This is a genomic window from Bradyrhizobium erythrophlei, from assembly GCF_900142985.1.
Lineage (GTDB): Bacteria > Pseudomonadota > Alphaproteobacteria > Rhizobiales > Xanthobacteraceae > Bradyrhizobium > Bradyrhizobium erythrophlei_B.
Genome location: NZ_LT670849.1, coordinates 2,928,171 through 2,946,070, shown reverse-complemented (window position 1 = coordinate 2,946,070; position 17,900 = coordinate 2,928,171). Strand labels below are relative to the sequence as shown.

19 protein-coding genes and 1 pseudogene are annotated in these 17,900 nt (G+C 61.0%); 9 read left to right on the top strand and 11 right to left on the bottom strand.

All coding sequences use genetic code 11. The features are described from left to right. Nucleotides 1–43: 43 nt before the first annotated feature. From hisA to hisB, 4 genes are read right to left on the bottom strand one after another with little or no spacing between them, the layout of a single operon-like run. Nucleotides 44–784: a 1-(5-phosphoribosyl)-5-[(5-phosphoribosylamino)methylideneamino]imidazole-4-carboxamide isomerase gene (hisA, locus tag BUA38_RS13660; protein ID WP_072826099.1), complete on the bottom strand. Its 741-nt coding sequence runs from the start codon at nt 782–784 to the stop codon at nt 44–46. Continuing rightward, nucleotides 781–1,431, bottom strand: coding sequence for an imidazole glycerol phosphate synthase subunit HisH (gene hisH / locus BUA38_RS13655; RefSeq protein WP_072818404.1), 651 nt, complete (start codon nt 1,429–1,431; stop codon nt 781–783). The genes hisA and hisH overlap by 4 nt, the downstream gene beginning before the upstream one ends. Further along, nucleotides 1,428–1,958, bottom strand: coding sequence for a DUF2628 domain-containing protein (locus BUA38_RS13650; protein ID WP_072818402.1), 531 nt, complete (start codon nt 1,956–1,958; stop codon nt 1,428–1,430). Before BUA38_RS13650 ends, hisH begins: the two co-directional genes overlap by 4 nt. A 25-nt stretch (nt 1,959–1,983) precedes the next feature. Beyond that, a complete protein-coding gene (gene hisB, locus BUA38_RS13645) occupies nt 1,984–2,577 on the bottom strand; it encodes an imidazoleglycerol-phosphate dehydratase HisB (RefSeq protein ID WP_072818400.1) in 594 nt (197 codons plus the stop codon). A 206-nt stretch (nt 2,578–2,783) separates the two neighbouring features. On the opposite strand from hisB, the gene hslV reads away from it, so the two are divergent. The 5 genes and pseudogenes from hslV (at nt 2,784) to BUA38_RS13620 (ending at nt 7,139) form a co-directional block, all read left to right on the top strand. Beyond that, a complete protein-coding gene (gene hslV, locus BUA38_RS13640; RefSeq protein ID WP_072818399.1) occupies nt 2,784–3,344 on the top strand; it encodes an ATP-dependent protease subunit HslV in 561 nt (186 codons plus the stop codon). Between the two features lie 12 nt (nt 3,345–3,356). Continuing rightward, a pseudogene (locus BUA38_RS13635) lies at nt 3,357–3,852 on the top strand (GNAT family N-acetyltransferase). A 14-nt stretch (nt 3,853–3,866) separates the two neighbouring features. Continuing rightward, nucleotides 3,867–4,460 (top strand): DUF2585 domain-containing protein, encoded by a 594-nt coding sequence (locus tag BUA38_RS13630; RefSeq protein WP_072818397.1) that lies wholly within the window; start codon nt 3,867–3,869, stop codon nt 4,458–4,460. Between the two features lie 49 nt (nt 4,461–4,509). After that, the gene (gene hslU / locus BUA38_RS13625; protein ID WP_072818396.1) at nt 4,510–5,811 is read left to right on the top strand and encodes an ATP-dependent protease ATPase subunit HslU; all 1,302 of its coding nucleotides are present in this window, start codon (nt 4,510–4,512) and stop codon (nt 5,809–5,811) included. Between the two features lie 203 nt (nt 5,812–6,014). Further along, nucleotides 6,015–7,139 (top strand): hypothetical protein, encoded by a 1,125-nt coding sequence (locus BUA38_RS13620; protein WP_072826098.1) that lies wholly within the window; start codon nt 6,015–6,017, stop codon nt 7,137–7,139. Nucleotides 7,140–7,143: 4 nt separating this feature from the next. On the opposite strand, the gene BUA38_RS13615 is transcribed toward BUA38_RS13620, so the two are convergent. The 3 genes from BUA38_RS13615 to BUA38_RS13605 are packed head-to-tail and all read right to left on the bottom strand — an operon-like array spanning nt 7,144 to nt 9,939. Beyond that, nucleotides 7,144–7,719: a Smr/MutS family protein gene (locus BUA38_RS13615; protein ID WP_072818394.1), complete on the bottom strand. Its 576-nt coding sequence runs from the start codon at nt 7,717–7,719 to the stop codon at nt 7,144–7,146. 2 nt (nt 7,720–7,721) lie between these two features. Continuing rightward, nucleotides 7,722–9,200, bottom strand: a complete 1,479-nt coding sequence (mltA, locus tag BUA38_RS13610) for a murein transglycosylase A (protein WP_425304976.1) — start codon at nt 9,198–9,200, stop codon at nt 7,722–7,724. A 34-nt stretch (nt 9,201–9,234) separates the two neighbouring features. Further along, complete coding sequence (locus BUA38_RS13605) at nt 9,235–9,939, bottom strand: Tim44/TimA family putative adaptor protein (RefSeq protein ID WP_072826097.1); 705 nt, start codon at nt 9,937–9,939, stop codon at nt 9,235–9,237. A gap of 654 nt (nt 9,940–10,593) precedes the next feature. On the opposite strand from BUA38_RS13605, the gene secB reads away from it, so the two are divergent. Continuing rightward, nucleotides 10,594–11,085 (top strand): protein-export chaperone SecB, encoded by a 492-nt coding sequence (gene secB, locus BUA38_RS13600; protein WP_072818391.1) that lies wholly within the window; start codon nt 10,594–10,596, stop codon nt 11,083–11,085. Here the strand turns inward: secB and dnaQ are convergent. The 4 genes from dnaQ to BUA38_RS13580 are packed head-to-tail and all read right to left on the bottom strand — an operon-like array spanning nt 11,082 to nt 13,870. Beyond that, on the bottom strand, nt 11,082–11,783 hold the full coding sequence (gene dnaQ / locus BUA38_RS13595) for a DNA polymerase III subunit epsilon (protein WP_072818389.1): 702 nt from the start codon (nt 11,781–11,783) through the stop codon (nt 11,082–11,084). The two genes, secB and dnaQ, sit on opposite strands and share 4 nt — an antisense overlap. 44 nt (nt 11,784–11,827) lie before the next feature. Then, nucleotides 11,828–12,427: a dephospho-CoA kinase gene (coaE, locus tag BUA38_RS13590; RefSeq protein WP_072818387.1), complete on the bottom strand. Its 600-nt coding sequence runs from the start codon at nt 12,425–12,427 to the stop codon at nt 11,828–11,830. 1 nt (nt 12,428) lies between these two features. After that, a complete protein-coding gene (locus BUA38_RS13585; RefSeq protein ID WP_072818385.1) occupies nt 12,429–13,037 on the bottom strand; it encodes a Maf family protein in 609 nt (202 codons plus the stop codon). Beyond that, the gene (locus BUA38_RS13580; protein ID WP_072818383.1) at nt 13,034–13,870 is read right to left on the bottom strand and encodes a pyruvate, water dikinase regulatory protein; all 837 of its coding nucleotides are present in this window, start codon (nt 13,868–13,870) and stop codon (nt 13,034–13,036) included. Before BUA38_RS13580 ends, BUA38_RS13585 begins: the two co-directional genes overlap by 4 nt. 468 nt (nt 13,871–14,338) lie before the next feature. Between BUA38_RS13580 and hemJ the strand changes: the two genes are divergently transcribed. The 3 genes from hemJ to mnmE all read left to right on the top strand — a co-directional run bounded on the left by hemJ (nt 14,339) and on the right by mnmE (nt 17,848). Next, nucleotides 14,339–14,761 carry a protoporphyrinogen oxidase HemJ gene (hemJ, locus tag BUA38_RS13575; RefSeq protein WP_072818381.1) on the top strand — a complete coding sequence of 141 codons (423 nt, stop codon included), beginning with the start codon at nt 14,339–14,341 and terminating at the stop codon, nt 14,759–14,761. Nucleotides 14,762–15,019: 258 nt separating this feature from the next. After that, the gene (rho, locus tag BUA38_RS13570) at nt 15,020–16,285 is read left to right on the top strand and encodes a transcription termination factor Rho (protein WP_072818380.1); all 1,266 of its coding nucleotides are present in this window, start codon (nt 15,020–15,022) and stop codon (nt 16,283–16,285) included. Between the two features lie 201 nt (nt 16,286–16,486). Further along, a complete protein-coding gene (gene mnmE / locus BUA38_RS13565) occupies nt 16,487–17,848 on the top strand; it encodes a tRNA uridine-5-carboxymethylaminomethyl(34) synthesis GTPase MnmE (RefSeq protein WP_072818378.1) in 1,362 nt (453 codons plus the stop codon). Nucleotides 17,849–17,900: the final 52 nt, after the last annotated feature.

The window sequence follows — 17,900 nt, the reverse complement described above, 5'->3', positions numbered from 1 at the left end:
TGCGCATGATCTTATTCGGAAAACCGGTTCCCACTTTTCCGGATCATGCTGCTGCCCGCGCGCTGCGGATCAGCGCGAGCGCGGCAACGGGATCAAGCCGGCCATCATAGAGCGCGCGGCCGACGATAGCGCCGGCAAGCTTCTTCGCGCGCGGATCGAGCAGCTCTTTCACGTCATTGATCGAGGCAAATCCGCCGGAGGCGATGACGGGAATGGAAATGCGGTCGGCGAGTGCAACGGTGGCCTCGAGGTTCAGGCCCTTCAACAGGCCATCGCGGGCGATGTCGGTAAAGATGATCGCGGCAACGCCGGCATCTTCGAACCGTTTTGCGATATCGAGCGCGGTTACCTCGGACGTTTGCGCCCAGCCTTCGACCGCTACCTTGCCGTCGCGGGCATCGAGACCCACCGCGACGCGGCCGGGAAATTTCTTCGCAGCACTTCTGACGAGTTCAGGATCGCGCACGGCGGCGGTGCCGATAATCACCCGCGTGATGCCTTTTTCGAGCCATGCTTCGACCGTCTTCAAATCGCGGATGCCGCCACCTAGCTGCACCGGCATCGTGACCCTGGCCAACATCGCTTCAACGGCTAGCGCGTTAACCGGCTTGCCGGCAAAGGCGCCATCGAGATCGACGACGTGGAGATACTCGAACCCTTGCGACGCGAAGTGTGAGGCCTGTGCCGCCGGATCGAGATTGAACACGGTGGCGCGCGCCATGTCGCCTTGCTCAAGGCGCACGCACTGTCCATTCTTCAGATCGATGGCAGGAAAAAGAATCACGGCTTCCACTTCAAGAAGTTCGAGATCAAGGCAAGCCCGAAGCGCTGGCTTTTTTCGGGGTGAAATTGCGTCCCGATCGCCGTGTCGCGACCGACGATCGCCGTCAGCGGGCCGCCGTAGTCGGTACGCGCCAGCACATCCGCCTCGTTGGCGGCGTTGAGGTGATAGGAGTGCACGAAATAAGCGTGGCGGCCCTTCGGCCCCAACGGCAACCGTTCCAGCACGGGATGCTCGCGCAACACATCGAGCGTGTTCCAGCCCATGTGCGGAATCTTCAGGCTTTCATCGCGCGGCGAAATCTTCTCGACGTCGCCGGCAATCCAGTTGAAGCCCTCGGTCGTGACGTATTCCTTGCCGCGCGTCGCCATCAACTGCATGCCGACGCAGATGCCGAAGAACGGCCGCGCCTTGTGCCGCACGGCTTCCGTCAAAGCATCGACCATGCCGTTCACCGCATCGAGACCACGACGACAATCGGCAAAGGCGCCGACGCCTGGCAGCACGATTCGATCGGCCCGATAAACGGCTTCGGGATCGCGGGTGACGAGGATCTTTTCGCCGGTCTCCATGCTGCGGCTCGCGCGCTCGAAGGCTTTCGCCGCCGAGTGCAGATTGCCGGAGCCGTAATCGATGATGGCAACGGTCATCGCGACGCCCCCGGCTCCGGAAACAGGCCGATGATGTCGTCGCGCGGCGGTGACGGCGGTCGTGAAAAGGGTTGTCCCGGCACATCGCGCGTCGGCGGCGGGCCACCGCGATCAACGGCCGGTTGATCGTTGCCTGCCACGCGTTGCCGCGCGGTCCAGCGATCGAAAAAGCGGCGCTCGGCCGCCTCCTCGTCGTCTGCGACGACAATATCGAGCTGCCGCCATTTGCGGCGTGAGAGCGTCCAGCGCCTGAGGCTTGCGGCCTCAAATCCCAACAGCAAAGCCAGTAGCGCATCGACCAGAAACACCACCCCCGCTGCGACGCCAAACTTGACCATCGCGATGTCGATGACGGTCATCAACACGATCCAGCCCAGCAGCGCGAGCCAAAGCCGATGCCAGGCCAGCCACAGCACGCCGAAAGCCGCCGCCCACACATGGAAGCCGTCGCGCACGAACGCAAAGCGATCGGTCGCACGGAAATCCATGCTGTTCGCTACAGGGGCATGAACGGTATAGACCGGCATTTCTACTCTCCGCCCAAAAGCGGGATCAGCCGCCGAGCTGACCCTTGGTCGATGGCACTTCGCCAGCCGCACGCGGATCGATGGCAATCGCCGTCCGCAACGCGCGCGCCAGGCCCTTGAAACAGGACTCGGCGATATGATGGCTATTCTCGCCATATAGGGTCTCGACGTGCAAAGTCACGCCGGCATTCATCGCAAATGCGTTGAACCATTCGCGCACCAGCTCGGTGTCGAATTGACCGACCTTGTCGCGAGGAAACTCGGCCTTGAACACCAGCACCGGCCGGCCCGAAATGTCGATCACGACCCGCGACAGGGTCTCGTCCATCGGCATGTGGACGCTGGCATAGCGGGTGATCCCGGCCATGCTTCCCAAGGCCTGCTTTACCGCCTGCCCGAGCGCGATGCCGACATCTTCCGTGGTGTGGTGATGATCGACGTGAAGATCGCCGTTGGCCTTCACGGTGATGTCGATGCGGGAATGGCGCGCCAAAAGGTCAAGCATATGGTCGAAGAAGCCGATCCCGGTCGTGACGTTGGATACGCCCGTGCCGTCGAGGTTGACGGTCACCTCGATGTCGGTCTCTTTGGTCTTGCGCTTGATGGTGGCGCTGCGCATCAAAATCTTTCCCTAACCAAGCCATTGGCCGAAAACGCGGTTCTTTTAACAGGCCGCCCTCGGCTTCGCCACTGCGGGATGGTGTTTTGGCGGCCCAACTTCCGCCTATGGTGACCGGAATTTCGACCCCAGAAGCGCCCGACCGAGGACCCCGAGTTGTAACCCCACGCTTCTGACCCTAAATCAGGCGAGTCACGAGGTATTCCATGAACTCACCAGCTCCCGAGACGTCGGTTTGGCACGGCACCACGATTTTAACGGTCCGCAAGGGCGGCAAGGTCGTGGTCGGCGGCGACGGCCAGGTCTCGATCGGCCAGACCGTGATCAAGTCCAACGCCAAAAAAGTGCGTAAACTCGGCAAGGGCGACGTGATCGGCGGCTTCGCCGGAGCGACCGCCGACGCCTTTACGCTGTTCGAGCGGCTCGAAAGCAAGCTTGAGCAATATCCCGGTCAGTTGACCCGCGCCGCGGTCGAACTCGCCAAGGACTGGCGGACTGACCGCTATCTGAGGCGGCTGGAGGCGATGATGATCGTCGCCGACAAGGACGTTTCGCTGGTCTTGACCGGCACCGGCGATGTGCTCGAGCCGGAACAGGGCGTGATGGCGATCGGCTCCGGCGGCAATTATGCGCTCGCCGCAGCGCGCGCGCTCGTTGATACCGACAAGGACGCCGAGACGATCGTGCGGCGGGCGCTCGATATCGCGGCCGACATCTGCGTCTACACCAACCGCAACGTCACCATTGAGACGCTGCAAGCCGGTTAGTGAACCACTGGCATGACGGCCTATGCGTTTCGTCCGATGTCGGCCGGCGATCTTCCAACCATCAAGCGCTGGCTGGAGACGCCGCATGTCAGTGAGTGGTGGCACGACCCGGCCGGGCAGTTCGAACTCGTGAGTGGCGACCTCGATCATCCCGACATGGCGCAATTCATCGTCACGGCCGATGGGCGCGAGTTCGCCTACTTGCAGTGCTACAATTTAAGCGCCTGGATTAAGCGCCTGGAATACCGGCTTCGGCCAACAGCCCGCAGGCACGCGGGGGCTCGACCAATTCATCGGCGAAGCGGACGTGGTGGGGCACGGTCACGGCTCCGCCTTCGTTCGCACCTTTGCCGACGAACTGCTGGCGGCCGGGACGCCGCGTGTCGTCACCGATCCCGATCCTGCCAACATCGGGGCCATCCGGGCCTATGAAAAGGCCGGGTTTCGCCGCGACCGCCTCGTCGAGACGCCGGATGGAACGGCGCTGTTTATGATCCGCGATTCCTGATACTTCCTGATCTCATGTCCGAGCTTCAGGTCAAATCTTCGCTTCCGACCAAATCGTGGGTGCTGATCGCGGCCGGCCTGCTTGCCTTGCAGGCCACGCTTCTGTTCGTAATGGGCCGCGTGCCGATGTGCACCTGCGGCTATATCAAGCTCTGGCATGGCGTCGTCCAAAGCTCCGAGAACTCCCAGCACATCGCCGACTGGTACTCGTTCTCTCACGTCATTCACGGCTTCCTGTTCTATGCCGCGACCTGGTTGATATTTTCGCGATTGCCGTGGCCGGCACGGTTGACCATGGCCATGGTCGTGGAAATCGGCTGGGAGCTGGTCGAAAACTCGAACTGGATCATCGAACGCTATCGCAGCGCCACCGTCTCGCTCGACTATTTTGGCGACAGCATCGTCAATTCGGTCTCCGACACGCTGTTCATGGTAACCGGCTTCCTGCTGGCGAGACGCCTTCCGGTGTGGCTGACGGTCCTGCTCGCGATCGCTTTCGAGATCCTGGTTGGCCTTCACATTCGCGACAATCTGACGCTGAATATCATCATGCTGATCCACCCCTTCGAGGCGATCCGGCAGTGGCAGGCTGGCCCTCCCATCATCTGAAACATAAAATCGGCTTGCTCCCGCAAGCTTCCGATCCTAGCTAGAAGCCATGACCGACTTTTCTCCCCGTGAAATCGTCTCCGAACTCGACCGCTTTATCGTCGGCCAGGCCGACGCCAAACGCGCGGTTTCCATCGCCTTGCGCAACCGCTGGCGACGTCAGCAGCTGGCGGAAGGCTTGCGCGAGGAAGTGCTGCCGAAAAACATCCTGATGATCGGACCGACCGGCGTCGGCAAGACCGAAATCGCACGGCGGCTGGCGAAACTCGCAGGCGCGCCCTTCATCAAGGTCGAGGCCACAAAATTCACCGAGGTCGGCTATGTCGGCCGCGACGTCGAACAGATCGTCCGCGATCTCGTCGAAGTCGCGATCGCGCAAACCCGCGAGCGCAAGCGCAAGGATGTGCAGGCCCGCGCGCAGCTTGCCGCCGAGGACCGCGTGCTCGACGCGCTGGTCGGGACCAATTCGAGCGCGGCCACGCGCGATTCCTTCCGAAAGAAACTGCGCGCCGGCGAGCTCAACGACAAGGAAATCGAGATCGAGACCCAGGCGTCCGGCGGGATGCCGATGTTCGAAATCCCGGGCATGCCTGGCGCGCAGATGGGCGCAATCTCGATCGGCGACATATTCGGCAAATTGGGCGGCCGCACCAAGACGCGGCGGCTGACGGTCGCCGGTTCGCACGAGACCCTCGTCAACGAAGAAGCCGACAAGCTGCTCGACACCGATCAGCTCGTACTCGAGGCGATCGCCGCGGTCGAGAATAACGGCATCGTGTTCCTCGACGAAATCGACAAGATCTGCGTGCGCGACGGCCGCGTCGGCGGCGAAGTGTCGCGCGAGGGGGTGCAGCGCGACCTGCTGCCGCTGATCGAGGGTACGACGGTGTCGACCAAGCACGGCGCGGTGAAGACCGATCATATTCTCTTCATCGCCTCCGGCGCGTTCCATATCGCCAAACCATCGGACCTGTTGCCGGAATTGCAGGGCCGGCTGCCGATCCGTGTCGAGCTCGAAGCGCTGACCCGCGACGACATGCGCCGGATCCTGACCGAACCTGAAGCGTCGCTGATCAAGCAATATGTGGCGCTGATGCAGACCGAAGGCGTCACGCTCGACATTACCAACGACGCCATCGATGCGCTCGCGGACATCGCGGTGGCCGTCAATTCGACCGTCGAGAATATCGGGGCGCGTCGCCTGCAAACCGTGATGGAACGCGTGCTGGACGAGATTTCCTTCGCGGCGCCGGATCGCCATGGCGAAACCATCCGCATCGATGCGGAATATGTTCAAAAGCACGTTGGCGATCTCGCCAAGAATGCCGACCTGAGCCGGTTTATTTTGTAGTATTGTCACTTCGGTTGTCGTCCCCGCGAAAGCGGGGACCCATAACCACTAACACGTATTGTAAAACGAAGAGCAGCCCCGGCCTTGGCGCAATACCAACATTGGTGGTTATGGATACCGGCTCGCACTCGCGGAGCTGTCATCGGTCACGCATTCGCGCGACCGGTTGGCTCGCTTGGCCGGGGCGACGTCGAGAGGCAGGCGTGAGCCCTCGTACGTGGCAAAATCCCTGGCGCTTGATGCTCGCCGTCAACGTCGTCGTGATCGCAGGGGTGCTGATCCACAAGATCACGCTGCCGCCATACGTCCCCTACATCCATCTGCTCGTCGATTACCATTTCGGGTTCGCCAAACGCGCGCTGATCGGTGAGGCTCTATCGCTATTCGCCCAGCAGGTCCCGGTATGGCTGGTGTTCGCGCTTGGTGGCGCGGTCTGGGTTCTGACCGCATTCCTGTTCGTCAAGATATTCCGGCGCACCTTTGGCTTCGATGAAGCCCATCTGCCGCTGTTCGTATTCACCGCGGGCTCGCCGTTCTTTCTCAAGAACTTCATGCACACGCTCGGGCATTTCGACATCTACGGCTGCCTGTTTGCGATCATCCTGCTGTTGATCCCGGCGCAGGGGATCGGCTTCGTGTTGCTGGCCGCGGTCTTCTCGATCCTCCTGATCCTGATCCACCACATCCACCTGTTGATGTATGTGCCGGCCATCGCGGTAATCGTGGTCATCCGGCACTACCTGTCTGTGGGCATCAACCGCGCCAACCTCACGGTGGGCACGATCGCGGCGCTTACGCTTGGCGCGCTGTTTGTCGAATTGCAGTTCTGGGGAACGATGCCGACTCCGGAAAGCGACTTCGTCGCTTATCTCAAGACCCGGATGGCTGATCCCACACGCACCGACTTCCTGGGCTTCAGCTTCATCTGGTACCAGCCGCTGGCAAGGGAAATCAGCGATACCTGGGCCCGCATGCCCTCGAACCTTCTCGGCGTGCCAGTGTACGCCCTGCTGATCTGGTTGCACTCGCCGCTCTGGCGGTATTTTGCGGCTTCAGTCAGCGCACTTGCGGATGATTTTCATCGCCGCATTGTCGTCGCCGGCATCGTCGGCGTGACGGTGGCTACTCTCATCATGTTTGCGATTGTGTTCGACTACGCGCGTTGGGTCTCGAACTGGGTGGTATGTCTTTTCCTGATCCTCCACGCGGTCAAGACGCTGCCATCGTCGAAGACGGTCCCGCCGATCATGAACGACGATCGCAAGACCGCTTTCTTCGGCTGGATCGTGTCCTTGATCCCGCGTGTCGGCGTGATACGTCCGTTCTGAAAAATTAAATCCGCGAGCGCCGGATCCGCACATAGAGCGCACCTGCGCCGCCATGACCGACGTGGGCTTCTTCAAAGCCGACGACCAATGTCCGAAATTCCGGCTGGCTCAGCCATTGCGGCACCTGGCGGCGAAGCACACCGCGCTCGGCTTCGGCGCCGACCTTGCCCTTGCCGGTAATGACGAGCACGAAGGTCAGGCCATCGCCATGCGCGCGATGCAAAAAGCCCGACAACGCCCGATGGGCGCGTGCCTGCGTCATGCCGTGAAGATCGAGGCGGGCCTCAATCTCCTTTTTTCCCTTCGAGAGTTGCGAACGCTCGCGGCGGCCGATTGGCACGAGCGGTGGCGTCGCCGGCTTCTTTGATGGCGGCGCGACGACCGGGATTGCCGATAGCGGGCGTACCGGTTTTACGGACGCCATTTCCGTCTCTGACCGAACAGCGTGTGGAATCTCCACGCAATGCTTCTTCCGCAGCGGCTTGAGTTGCTTGGCGACGCTTTGCCACAGCGCGTGCTCTTCGTCGCTCAGCGTTCGCTTGCGGCGCGGCGGGTCGAGGATCTGAGGCGGTCGCTTCATGCTTATTGTCTATAGCGATAAAACCGGCGACGGCGGGGACGGGCGCGTTCAGGCTCTATCACCGGCCGCGCCTCCGGCAGTGGTACTTTTTCGGTTGCCTGCGCGACGGGAGTCGGGGCCGAGGCCGGCTTTGCCGCGTCCGCCGGCTCCTTCGGCTTGTCCTTCGCAAGATCGCCCGGCGGAAACAGCCTGGCAATTTTTTCTGACGGCCGCGGATCGGGCAGCGGCATCTTGCGGCCGCGGGCGACGGGATCGAGGCTCCTTGGCACCAGCATGACAAAGCGCATGTTATGGCGGAAACGCCCCGATATGCGGCCGGCTTCGGAGCCCGCACCATAATAGATGTCGGCGCGCGCCGGACCGGTGATGGCCGAACCGGTATCCTGCGCGACCATCAGCCGCCGAAATGGCGTTTTCGATTGCACCGAGTCGATCGGGAGCTGGCCTTCGATGAAAAACGGCGTGCCGTAGACATGGAGCGAATTGTCGACCGCGATCGACCTCCCCGGCGTCAACGGCACGCCCTGGGCGCCCACGGCTTCGTCCTTGTCGGATAGCTGTACCTCGTGGAAGAACACATAGGCGCGGTTTTGCCGCCGTAGTTCTTTCGCGCCATCGGGGTTTTGCTCTATCCACTCCCGGATCTTCTGCATCGACATCTGTTCTTTTGGAATGATGCCACGGTCGATCAGGATGCGGCCGACGGCCGTATAGGGATAACCGTTATGCGCATCGTAATTGATGCGGATGGTTAGACCGTCCTGAAGACGAATTCGCGCCGACCCCTGGATTTGCGCAAACAGGAGATCGGTCGGATCTTTCAGCCAGCAGATTTCCAGCCCGCGACCCGCGATCACGCCGTCTTCGATTTCGCCGCGATCGTAATAGGGCACGAGCTTGCGGCGGCCGATTTTGCGAAACACCTGACCTTTGTTCGGCAGGCTCGGCGCGTCCTGCTTGAAACCACGGACAAACAGGTTGGACGGCCGACGATAGATCGGTACGTTATAGACATCCGTCTGCGTCCGCGACCCGTCGAGGATCGGCTCGTAATAGCCGGTGACAAAGCCGGCATCCTCGCCCAGCCGGGAAATCTGGAGAGGGAGAAAGTTCTCCTCGAAGAACGCACGCGCCTCGGCATCTTCGGTGATCTCGCGGGTCTTGGCGGCGCGGCACGGTTCGCGCAACGAAGCGCCGAGCGCCTTGGAATCTTCCGGCGGATTTCGTTGAGCTGCGATGGAAGCGCAACTGACGCGAAACGCCTTGTAGGCCTGCACGTGATCGTCCGAAGCCCAGCCGGCGATATCACCCCAGCCCAATGGCGCGTACTGGGCGCCGTTGACCACGATCGGCCATTCGAGTGTCGGGTAAGGAAGGACGCGGGGGGCGGGAGCCTGCGAATGCACGGTTCGCGCAGCGAGTGGGCGCGCTTTACGCGCAGCTGTCGCCGCAAGCGGAAGCAGCAATAGCGCCAGAATCATCACACCGAGCGTCGCGGCAACAGGCCGCAGGCGATTAGTGCGCGCTACCAGTGCCAACCAGCTTCCAGTTCGGATCGCGCGAGGTCGGGTCGCGGGCGAATGTCCAGACATCCGTAATATCGGCGACCTTGTCCGGGTTGCCGTCGACGATGGCGCCGGTCTTGTCGCGGGTGACCGAAATCATTTGCGAGACGAAGCGCACAGTCAGTTGCGCGCTGCGATCACGCGCTTCCGCACCGACGATCTCGGCCTTGTCGATCGAAACAAAGCGCGTCTCGGTCTTGCGCTCCTGGCGTTCCCGATCCTTGATGGCAGCGTCGAAGCTGTCATAGACCTCGCCGGACAGCAGGTCTTTCAGCGCCCGCCGGTCACCATTTGCAAATGCCAGCACGATCATTTCATAGGCGCCGCGCGCACCGCTGACGAAGTGGCGCGGATCGAACGAGGAATCCTGGGCGGAAATCCCGTCAAGACCCTGGGCGAGCGGCGTGCCCGGTTCGGCAATCCCCTTCCAACGATCGGTCGGCGGCGCAACGTCGGCCGTCGGCGCCAGCGGCGCCTGATCGATCACGGTTCCGGGTATCGGAACCACGTTGCTGTCCGGCGCGCCCTGCACAATGTTACGCGCCGCGCGATCATAGGGAGGCCGTTCGTTCCCGGTGCGCTGTCCGAGGACATTGCGCAACCGGAGAAAGATGAACACGGCCAACGCCAGGAAGATGATCGTATAAATATCCACGTCGAATTCGCTTTCCGATTCCAGATGCCGGCGGCGGACCCTGGCCGGCACTGGCAGATTACATCATCGATGGGCTAGTGTCCCGATTCCGAAGTTCGTAGCATTTTCGGAGCCACGTTTCGAACTTCGGAATCGATAGGACACTAGCAAACCTATTGATCTAGTGTGGCTTTGGATCGGAAGTCCGCATGACAAACTCGCGGCAGCAATGATGCGGACTTCTGATCCGCCACACTAGTGCGGCGAATTTGAAGTTCCTACTAGGGTCGCTGCAAGCCGCATGTAAGCACGAAACCTTGGCCGGCCAATGGCACCTAATGGCAAGAATGCCGGGTCCTTGTATACGGGCCACCCTTTCGACTGTCGCCCGTTTACCCTCATTTGGATTCTATCGCGTTTCAAGCCTGAGGGGAAACCCTCAGCTGACCAGAAATGACGTATCTTCAATCGTTTAGATGACCCACCCGTTCCCGGCCTTCACACAATTGAGCAAATTCGGCCGCTTCAGCGCGCCGCCCTGACGGTCATCCTTGTGGAAAGAGCCGGCCCTATGATAGCCACTCGCCCCGACAACGCTTTTTTGCTTCCGTTTTTCCGCGAATCCGGACGCGCCAAACGGCTCCGCTTCGCCAAACCGCTCCAGGAGACATTCGCATGACCAACGGCAACGGCACGCCCCCCGAGGCGGCCCCTCCTCCGCAGTTGAACGTGTTGGCGCAATACACCAAGGATCTGTCGTTCGAAAACCCGAATGCGCCCGCCTCGCTGGCGCCGCAACAGCAGCAACCGGCGATCAACATCCAGATCAACGTCAACGCCAACAACGTTGGTCAGGACGATTACGAAGTCGCCCTGTCGGTCGAAGGCAAGGCTGAAAACGCCGGCAAGGTGATGTTCAGCTTCGAGCTGGTCTATGCCGGCGTGTTCCGGATCCTCAACGTGCCGAAGGAAAACCTGCATCCGCTGGTCATGATCGAATGCCCGCGCCTGCTGTTTCCATTCGCCCGCGAGATTATCGCCACGGCCGTTCGTGACGGCGGATTCCCGCCCTTGATGCTCGATCCCGTCGATTTTGTCGGTCTGTACCGTCAGAACATGGAACGGCAGGCGGCGGAGATGCAGGCTTCGCAGATCAAGCCTAGCTAAGAAGCCGCGGGCAGAAATTCGTTCCAGATCGGCTTGTCGCCGAGCGTCAGCACAAACTCGCGATGCGCCGCGCGGTCGGCCTCGGTGATGCGCGGTGCAAGCGGTGTTTCGCGCTGCCGCCGCGGCATCTCGCCGACGCCTGCGACCCGGATTTCGCGGGATTCGGACGCCAGGATCAGCTGCGACTGCCGCGCCCCGATCAGATCGATATAAACTTCCGCGAGAAGCTCGGCGTCAAGCAATGCGCCGTGCTTGGTGCGCCTTGAATTGTCGATCGAATAGCGCGAGCAGAGATCGTCAAGGCGATTGGACACACCGGGATGCTTGCGCCGCGCGAGCAGCAAGGTATCGACCAACCGATCCCGCAAGATCGGAGGCCGCTTGATCCGGTCGAGCTCGGCGTTGATGAAGCTGATATCGAACGAGGCGTTGTGGATCACCAGCGGCGCATCGGCGATGAACGCCAGGAAGTCATCGACCTCTTCCTCGAACAGCGGCTTGTTCGAAAGAAACTCGCTCGAGAGCCCGTGCACGGCAAAGGCCTCCGCCGGCATGTCCCGTTGCGGATTGAAATAACGATGGAAGGTCTGCCCGGTCGGCATGCGGTTGTAGATCTCGACGCAGCCGACTTCGACCAGCCGATCGCCGCGCAAGGGATCAAGGCCGGTGGTTTCGGTATCGAGAACGATTTCGCGCATGGAATGAAAGAACCGCCGAGAACAGACAAACGAGAACGGACGAATCAGGTTCGTCGCGGCGTCATTTTAGCAGCCTCGGTCAGAATGTCCCGGATTCGCGCTCGCACGGGGTCGAGACCGTGCGAGGTATCCACGACGAAATGCGCGCGCTGCCTTTTTTCAGTATCGGGCATTTGCCGCGCCAGAATGGCGGCGAGTTTTTCCGCGCTCATATTGGGCCGCGCCAGAATCCGCATCCGCTGGATTTCCGGACTGGTCGTGACCACGACCACCGCATCGACGCGCTTCTCACCCCCAGTTTCGAACAGCAGCGGCACGTCGACGACCGCCACGGGAGCACCGGACTGTTCGGCGTCCTGAAGAAACTTCTGGCGCGAGGCCCCGAGCATGGGGTGTACGATTTCCTCCAGCTTCTTCATGGCGGCGGGATCATGCACCACGTGGGCCGAGAGCCTGGTGCGATCGACCTTGCCATGATCGGTCGTACCGGGAAACGCCGCCTCGATCGCATCAACCGCCTCGCCTTCATAAAGCCGGTGCACGGCAGCGTCGGCGTCATACACAGGCACACCGGCTTCCGCGAACAATGCCGCGGTCGTCGACTTTCCCATTCCGATCGAGCCGGTCAGTCCGAGAACAATCATCTTAAATACCCAGCAAGTGCTCGCTGCGCAGAAATGCAAACAGCGGCAGCAATGGAAGGCCCAGGATTGTGAAGTGATCGCCCTCGATACGCTCGAACAAATGAACGCCAAGCCCTTCGAGCTGATACGCGCCGACACTTGAGGTAACCGCGTCCCCGGCTTCATTGAGATAGTTCTCGATTTCGGCGTCGCGGAGCGGCCGCATGGTCATGCGGGCAATCGACACATGCTCGAACAGCACTTTTCCATCGCGCGCCACCGCGATCGCCGCATGAAGTTCGTGGCGATGGCCTGCAAGGGCGCGCAACTGGTCGGCGGCCTGCGCCCTGCCCTCGGGTTTATTCAAGATGTGCGATCCCAACGCGAGCGTTTGATCGGCCCCGATAACATAACGCGTCGGCCGTCGGTTCGAGATGGAAAAGGCCTTTTCGCGCGCCAGCAGGCCTGCGATCTCGCCCGGCGCCGACCGGCCGGAGGAAGCCTGGATCGCGCGCTCGTCGATGTCGGCCGGATCGCTCTCGAAGGCGATGCCGGCCTTGGCAAGCAGCATCTGCCGCGCCTTGCTCTGCGAGGCCAGCACCAGCGGCTCTTTTCCTAACCACAGGCTCATTCGGACAACCGGTGCCGTTGCCTGTCGGCAAAGAGTTTCAGGACCGCCGCGGCGGTTTCCTCGATCGAGCGGCGGGTAACGTCAAGCTGCGCCCAATTGAACTTGGCGCTCAGCCGCCGTGCATAGGCAACTTCGTCGGCGACCGATTGGCGATCGATATAAGTATCGTTGTCGCGGTCGCCCATGCTGAGCAGCCGGTTCTGCCGGACCTGAATCAGCCGCTCCGGCGTCGCGTGCAAACTCACGACCAGCGGCTTGGTCAGCGTTTCCAGTTGATGCGGAATCGGAATGCCTGGCACCAGTGGCACGTTGGCCGTGCGGATGCCACGGTTGGCCAGGTAGATCGAAGTCGGCGTCTTTGAGGTGCGGGACACGCCGACCAGAATCACGTCGGCCTCCTCGAGACCTTCGACGTGCTGACCGTCGTCATGCATCATGGTGTAATTCAGGGCATCGATGCGCTTGAAATATTCGGCATTCAGGACGTGCTGGGCCCCCACCCGTCCCGAGGTCGGCGCGCCGAGATAGGCCTGGAACAATTGCATCACCGGACCAATGATCGACAGGCTCGGAATGTTGATTTCCTGACACTTCGACTGAAGTTTTGAGACGAGATCCTTCTCCAGCAGCGTGAACAACACGATGCCCGGGGCTTCCTCGATTTCGCTCAGCACCCGATCGAGCTGCTTCTGGCTGCGGACCAGCGGATAGACATGCTCCACCGGCGTAACGTTGGCGTATTGCGCGGCGACCGCGCGCGCCACGGTGATCAGCGTCTCGCCGGTCGAATCGGAAACCAGATGCAGGTGGAAATAGTTGCTGGTCGGGGACACGTAAAACCCTGTGTAGTCTGTGAATCCTTGTGGAGCTTATTCGAGAGATCGGCGGGCATTTTATTCGATCGGGGATAGCAGGCTTTTTTCTTCACAATGCTCCCAACGAGGATAAGTCCGTTCGTCCTGACCGACGTTAGTGGGGTTTTGTGGATTTGTCTCTTTATAACCTGCCCGGACCGGCGGCCAAGCAATTGAAACACCTGTCGTTACGGCAGTTCGTCGGAAACGCGGTGGAATTGTCGACGGCTGTGCGCAAGCTTTGAAAAACGATCGGACGTTTTTGTGTGAGTCCAATCCACGGTCACTTAGACTCAAACCTTAAGATTCTAAAATTATTAGTTTAGATAAGTGCCGCTTGCGGATATCTCTCATCTGCCTCTCAGACAATGTCGTTCGCGGCAAGATGATTGGCTTGTCGCGGTGGCACTCGTCGTGCTTCGTGTGTTCTTGAAGGAATGAGTTCCGGTGTACGAATGGATCAAGGCGCTGCACATCATTGTGGTCATCTCCTGGATGGCCGGCATGCTCTATCTGCCGCGGCTGTTCGTCTACCATTGCGAAGCTGAGACCGGTTCGAAGCAGTCCGAGACGTTCAAGGTGATGGAGCGACGGCTGCTGGGAGCGATCATCAATCCGGCGATGATCGTGACCTGGCTCGCCGGGCTTTATCTCGCCTGGAGCGGTCATTGGTTTTCGGCGGGCTGGTTGCACGGAAAATTGCTACTTGTGCTGGTGCTGTCCGGCATCCACGGCTTTTTTGCCCGTTGCGTGAAGGATTTCGCGGCGGATCGGAATCAGAGGTCACAGAAATTTTATCGCATAATCAACGAGGTACCGACCCTGCTGATGATCGGGATCGTCATCCTGGTAGTGGTAAAGCCGTTTTAGCCGCTCTCGGCGACGCTCGCGCGCCATGACGCCATCTTGCGGAAACTTCGTCAGTTTTCTATATTGGGTTTATTCCCACCCTACGCAGGCGGATGTGGACGCGTCCCGGTTTCCTTGTTGGACCGGCCGCCGCATCAGGTTTGAAGCCTCCTCGGCGCTTTCCTTGCTTAGACCTGCGGACCTTCTGACTTCGGTTCGCATTTCCGAAAAGCCTCCTTGCACCCCCCCCTCTCGTAAGTACCCCACAGGACCACCCCAATGCGGGAAATCAAACTCCAAGACCTCAAAGCTCAGACGCCGGCGGAACTCGTTGCATTCGCCGAAGAGAAAGGGGTCGAAAACGCCAGCACGATGCGCAAGCAGGAGCTGATGTTTGCCATTCTCAAGCAACTCGCGATCCAGGAAATCGACATTATCGGCGAAGGCGTCGTCGAGGTTCTCTCCGACGGCTTCGGGTTTCTGCGTTCACCGGACGCCAACTACCTGCCCGGCCCCGACGATATCTACGTTTCGCCGTCGCAGATCCGCCGCTTCGGACTTCGCACCGGCGATACCATTGAAGGCCATATTCGCAGCCCGAAGGAAGGCGAACGCTATTTCGCGCTGCTGAAGGTCAACACGCTGAATTTCGAAGACCCCGAAAAATCCAAGCACAAGGTCAACTTCGACAACCTGACGCCGCTGTTTCCGGACGAACGCTTCCGCCTCGAACTGGAAGACCCCACCAGAAAAGACCTGTCGGCCCGCGTCATCGACATTGTCGCGCCGATCGGCAAAGGCCAGCGCGCCTTGATCGTGGCGCCGCCGCGCACGGGTAAGACCGTGCTGATGCAGAACATCGCGCATTCGATCACCGCCAATCATCCCGAATGCTATCTGATCGTTCTTCTGATCGACGAGCGGCCTGAAGAAGTCACCGACATGCAGCGCTCGGTGAAGGGCGAAGTCGTATCGTCGACCTTCGACGAGCCGGCCGTGCGTCACGTTCAGGTTGCCGAGATGGTGATCGAGAAAGCCAAGCGCCTGGTCGAGCACGGCCGTGACGTTGTGATCCTGCTCGATTCGATCACGCGGCTCGGGCGCGCCTACAACACGGTGGTGCCGTCATCCGGCAAGGTGCTGACCGGCGGTGTCGACGCCAACGCGTTACAGCGGCCGAAGCGATTCTTCGGCGCCGCGCGCAACATCGAGGAGGGCGGCTCGCTGACGATCATCGCGACCGCGCTGGTCGATACCGGCAGCCGTATGGACGAAGTGATCTTCGAAGAGTTCAAAGGCACCGGCAACTCCGAACTGATTCTCGACCGCAAGGTCTCCGACAAGCGGACCTTCCCGGCGATCGACATTTCGCGCTCCGGCACCCGCAAGGAAGAGTTGATCACCGATCCGCAGGTCCTGAAGAAGATGTACGTGCTGCGGCGAATCCTGAACCCGATGGGCACGATGGATGCGATCGACTTCCTGCTCGACAAGCTCCGCAACACCAAGAACAACGCGGAATTCTTCGAATCGATGAACACGTAAAGAACTGGGCCATTGGCCGAGTGGGCGTCTCTGCGCGAGCGGGGGCGCCTTTTTCTTTGAGCCAGGCCGGCGCGCTCGGATGATTTTGCTGCAAAGATGGTTGCAGCAAAAGCCGCAGCATTTTTGGGGCCACGGGTCCGGAGTCAAAGCCGCATAACTCCAATTTCATTGCATCTTCTGCGGCCCGCGACCTAATAGGGCATGTACCCACGCGATCAGACCATTTTTGCGTTGTCGACAGGCCGGCCGCCGAGCGCGATCGCCATCGTGCGGGTGTCCGGACCGCAAGCCCGCGCTGCGGTCGCGAAACTGGCGGGCAGGGTGCCTGACCCTCGGGTAGCAACGCGCGTCCTGCTGCGAGACGGCGAGGGGCGGGGAATCGACGATTGCGTCGTACTCTGGTTTCCGGGACCGGCGAGTGCGACCGGTGAAGATGTTGCCGAGTTCCACATTCACGGCGGACGTGCGGTGCAGGCGGCGTTGTTTGCAGCGCTTGCCCAACTTGAAAATGTTCGCGCCGCCGAGCCCGGTGAGTTCACCCGCCGCGCCTTTGAAAACGGCAAACTCGATCTCACCGAAGCGGAAGCGCTCGACGATCTGATTCACGCCGACACCGATCGGCAGCGTCGCCATGCCTTGCGTCAGCTCAAGGGACTGCTCGGGGACAGAGCGCGGGACTGGCGGGTGCGCATCATCGAGGCCGCGGCCTTGATCGAGGCCGGCATCGATTTCTCCGACGAGGGCGACGTGCCCGCGGAACTGATCGCGCCGGCGCTGGACCGGGTGAAATCGCTTTTGGCCGAAGTCGAGGAAACGCTGGCCGGGCAGGGGCGAAGCGAACGTTTGCGCGACGGCCTGACCGTTGCGATTGCGGGTCCGCCCAACGTCGGCAAGTCGACGCTGATCAATCTTCTGGCGCGGCGCGAGGTTGCGATCGTCTCGCCCCATGCCGGCACCACGCGCGACGTCATCGAGGTTCAGCTCGATCTCGACGGCTATCCGGTGACGCTGATCGACACCGCGGGGATTCGCGACACCGAAGATCCGGTCGAGCAGGAGGGCGTCCGGCGTGCCCGATTGCGCGCGGCAGAAGCCGACCTGGTGCTGTGGGTGCGTGACGCCGGGCACGGACAGGGCGGAGGTGAGGTCGAGACCGCGGGCGCTGCGCGATGGATCATTCGCAACAAGATCGATATCGAGTCGGCCAACGGCCGAGCGGGAACTGAAGAAGAAAATCAGCCGGGGCAGGGGACCGAAAAAATCTTCCGTATCTCCGCGCGCCAGGGCGACGGCGTTTCGGAACTGGTCGGCGCGCTGGCTGCTTTTGCGCAGGAGTATTTTGGATCGGGCGAGGACAGTCTGATCGGCCGCGAGCGACAGCGGCGATTGCTACGCGAAACTGCGGACGCCTTACGCCGCGGTCTGGCGATCGCTGGGCAGGGCGATGAGCTGGTGGCCGAAGAGCTGCGCGCGGCGTCGCAGGCAGTTGGCCGTTTGCTGGGGCGCGTCGATGTCGAGGATATTCTCGACAAGATCTTCCGGGAGTTCTGCATCGGTAAGTAGTGAATTATAATTCACTTCTATATCACGGTAAGCGAACTGTTTCACGTGAAAC

Coding starts and splice junctions, on each gene's coding strand:
- hisH (WP_072818404.1), bottom strand. CDS start 1,431: ATGACCGTTGCCATCATCGATTACGGCTCCGGCAATCTGCACTCGGCG.
- BUA38_RS13650 (WP_072818402.1), bottom strand. CDS start 1,958: ATGCCGGTCTATACCGTTCATGCCCCTGTAGCGAACAGCATGGATTTC.
- hisB (WP_072818400.1), bottom strand. CDS start 2,577: ATGCGCAGCGCCACCATCAAGCGCAAGACCAAAGAGACCGACATCGAG.
- hslV (WP_072818399.1), top strand. CDS start 2,784: ATGAACTCACCAGCTCCCGAGACGTCGGTTTGGCACGGCACCACGATT.
- BUA38_RS13630 (WP_072818397.1), top strand. CDS start 3,867: ATGTCCGAGCTTCAGGTCAAATCTTCGCTTCCGACCAAATCGTGGGTG.
- hslU (WP_072818396.1), top strand. CDS start 4,510: ATGACCGACTTTTCTCCCCGTGAAATCGTCTCCGAACTCGACCGCTTT.
- BUA38_RS13615 (WP_072818394.1), bottom strand. CDS start 7,719: ATGAAGCGACCGCCTCAGATCCTCGACCCGCCGCGCCGCAAGCGAACG.
- mltA (WP_425304976.1), bottom strand. CDS start 9,200: ATGATTCTGGCGCTATTGCTGCTTCCGCTTGCGGCGACAGCTGCGCGT.
- secB (WP_072818391.1), top strand. CDS start 10,594: ATGACCAACGGCAACGGCACGCCCCCCGAGGCGGCCCCTCCTCCGCAG.
- dnaQ (WP_072818389.1), bottom strand. CDS start 11,783: ATGCGCGAAATCGTTCTCGATACCGAAACCACCGGCCTTGATCCCTTG.
- coaE (WP_072818387.1), bottom strand. CDS start 12,427: ATGATTGTTCTCGGACTGACCGGCTCGATCGGAATGGGAAAGTCGACG.
- BUA38_RS13585 (WP_072818385.1), bottom strand. CDS start 13,037: ATGAGCCTGTGGTTAGGAAAAGAGCCGCTGGTGCTGGCCTCGCAGAGC.
- rho (WP_072818380.1), top strand. CDS start 15,020: ATGCGGGAAATCAAACTCCAAGACCTCAAAGCTCAGACGCCGGCGGAA.
- mnmE (WP_072818378.1), top strand. CDS start 16,487: ATGTACCCACGCGATCAGACCATTTTTGCGTTGTCGACAGGCCGGCCG.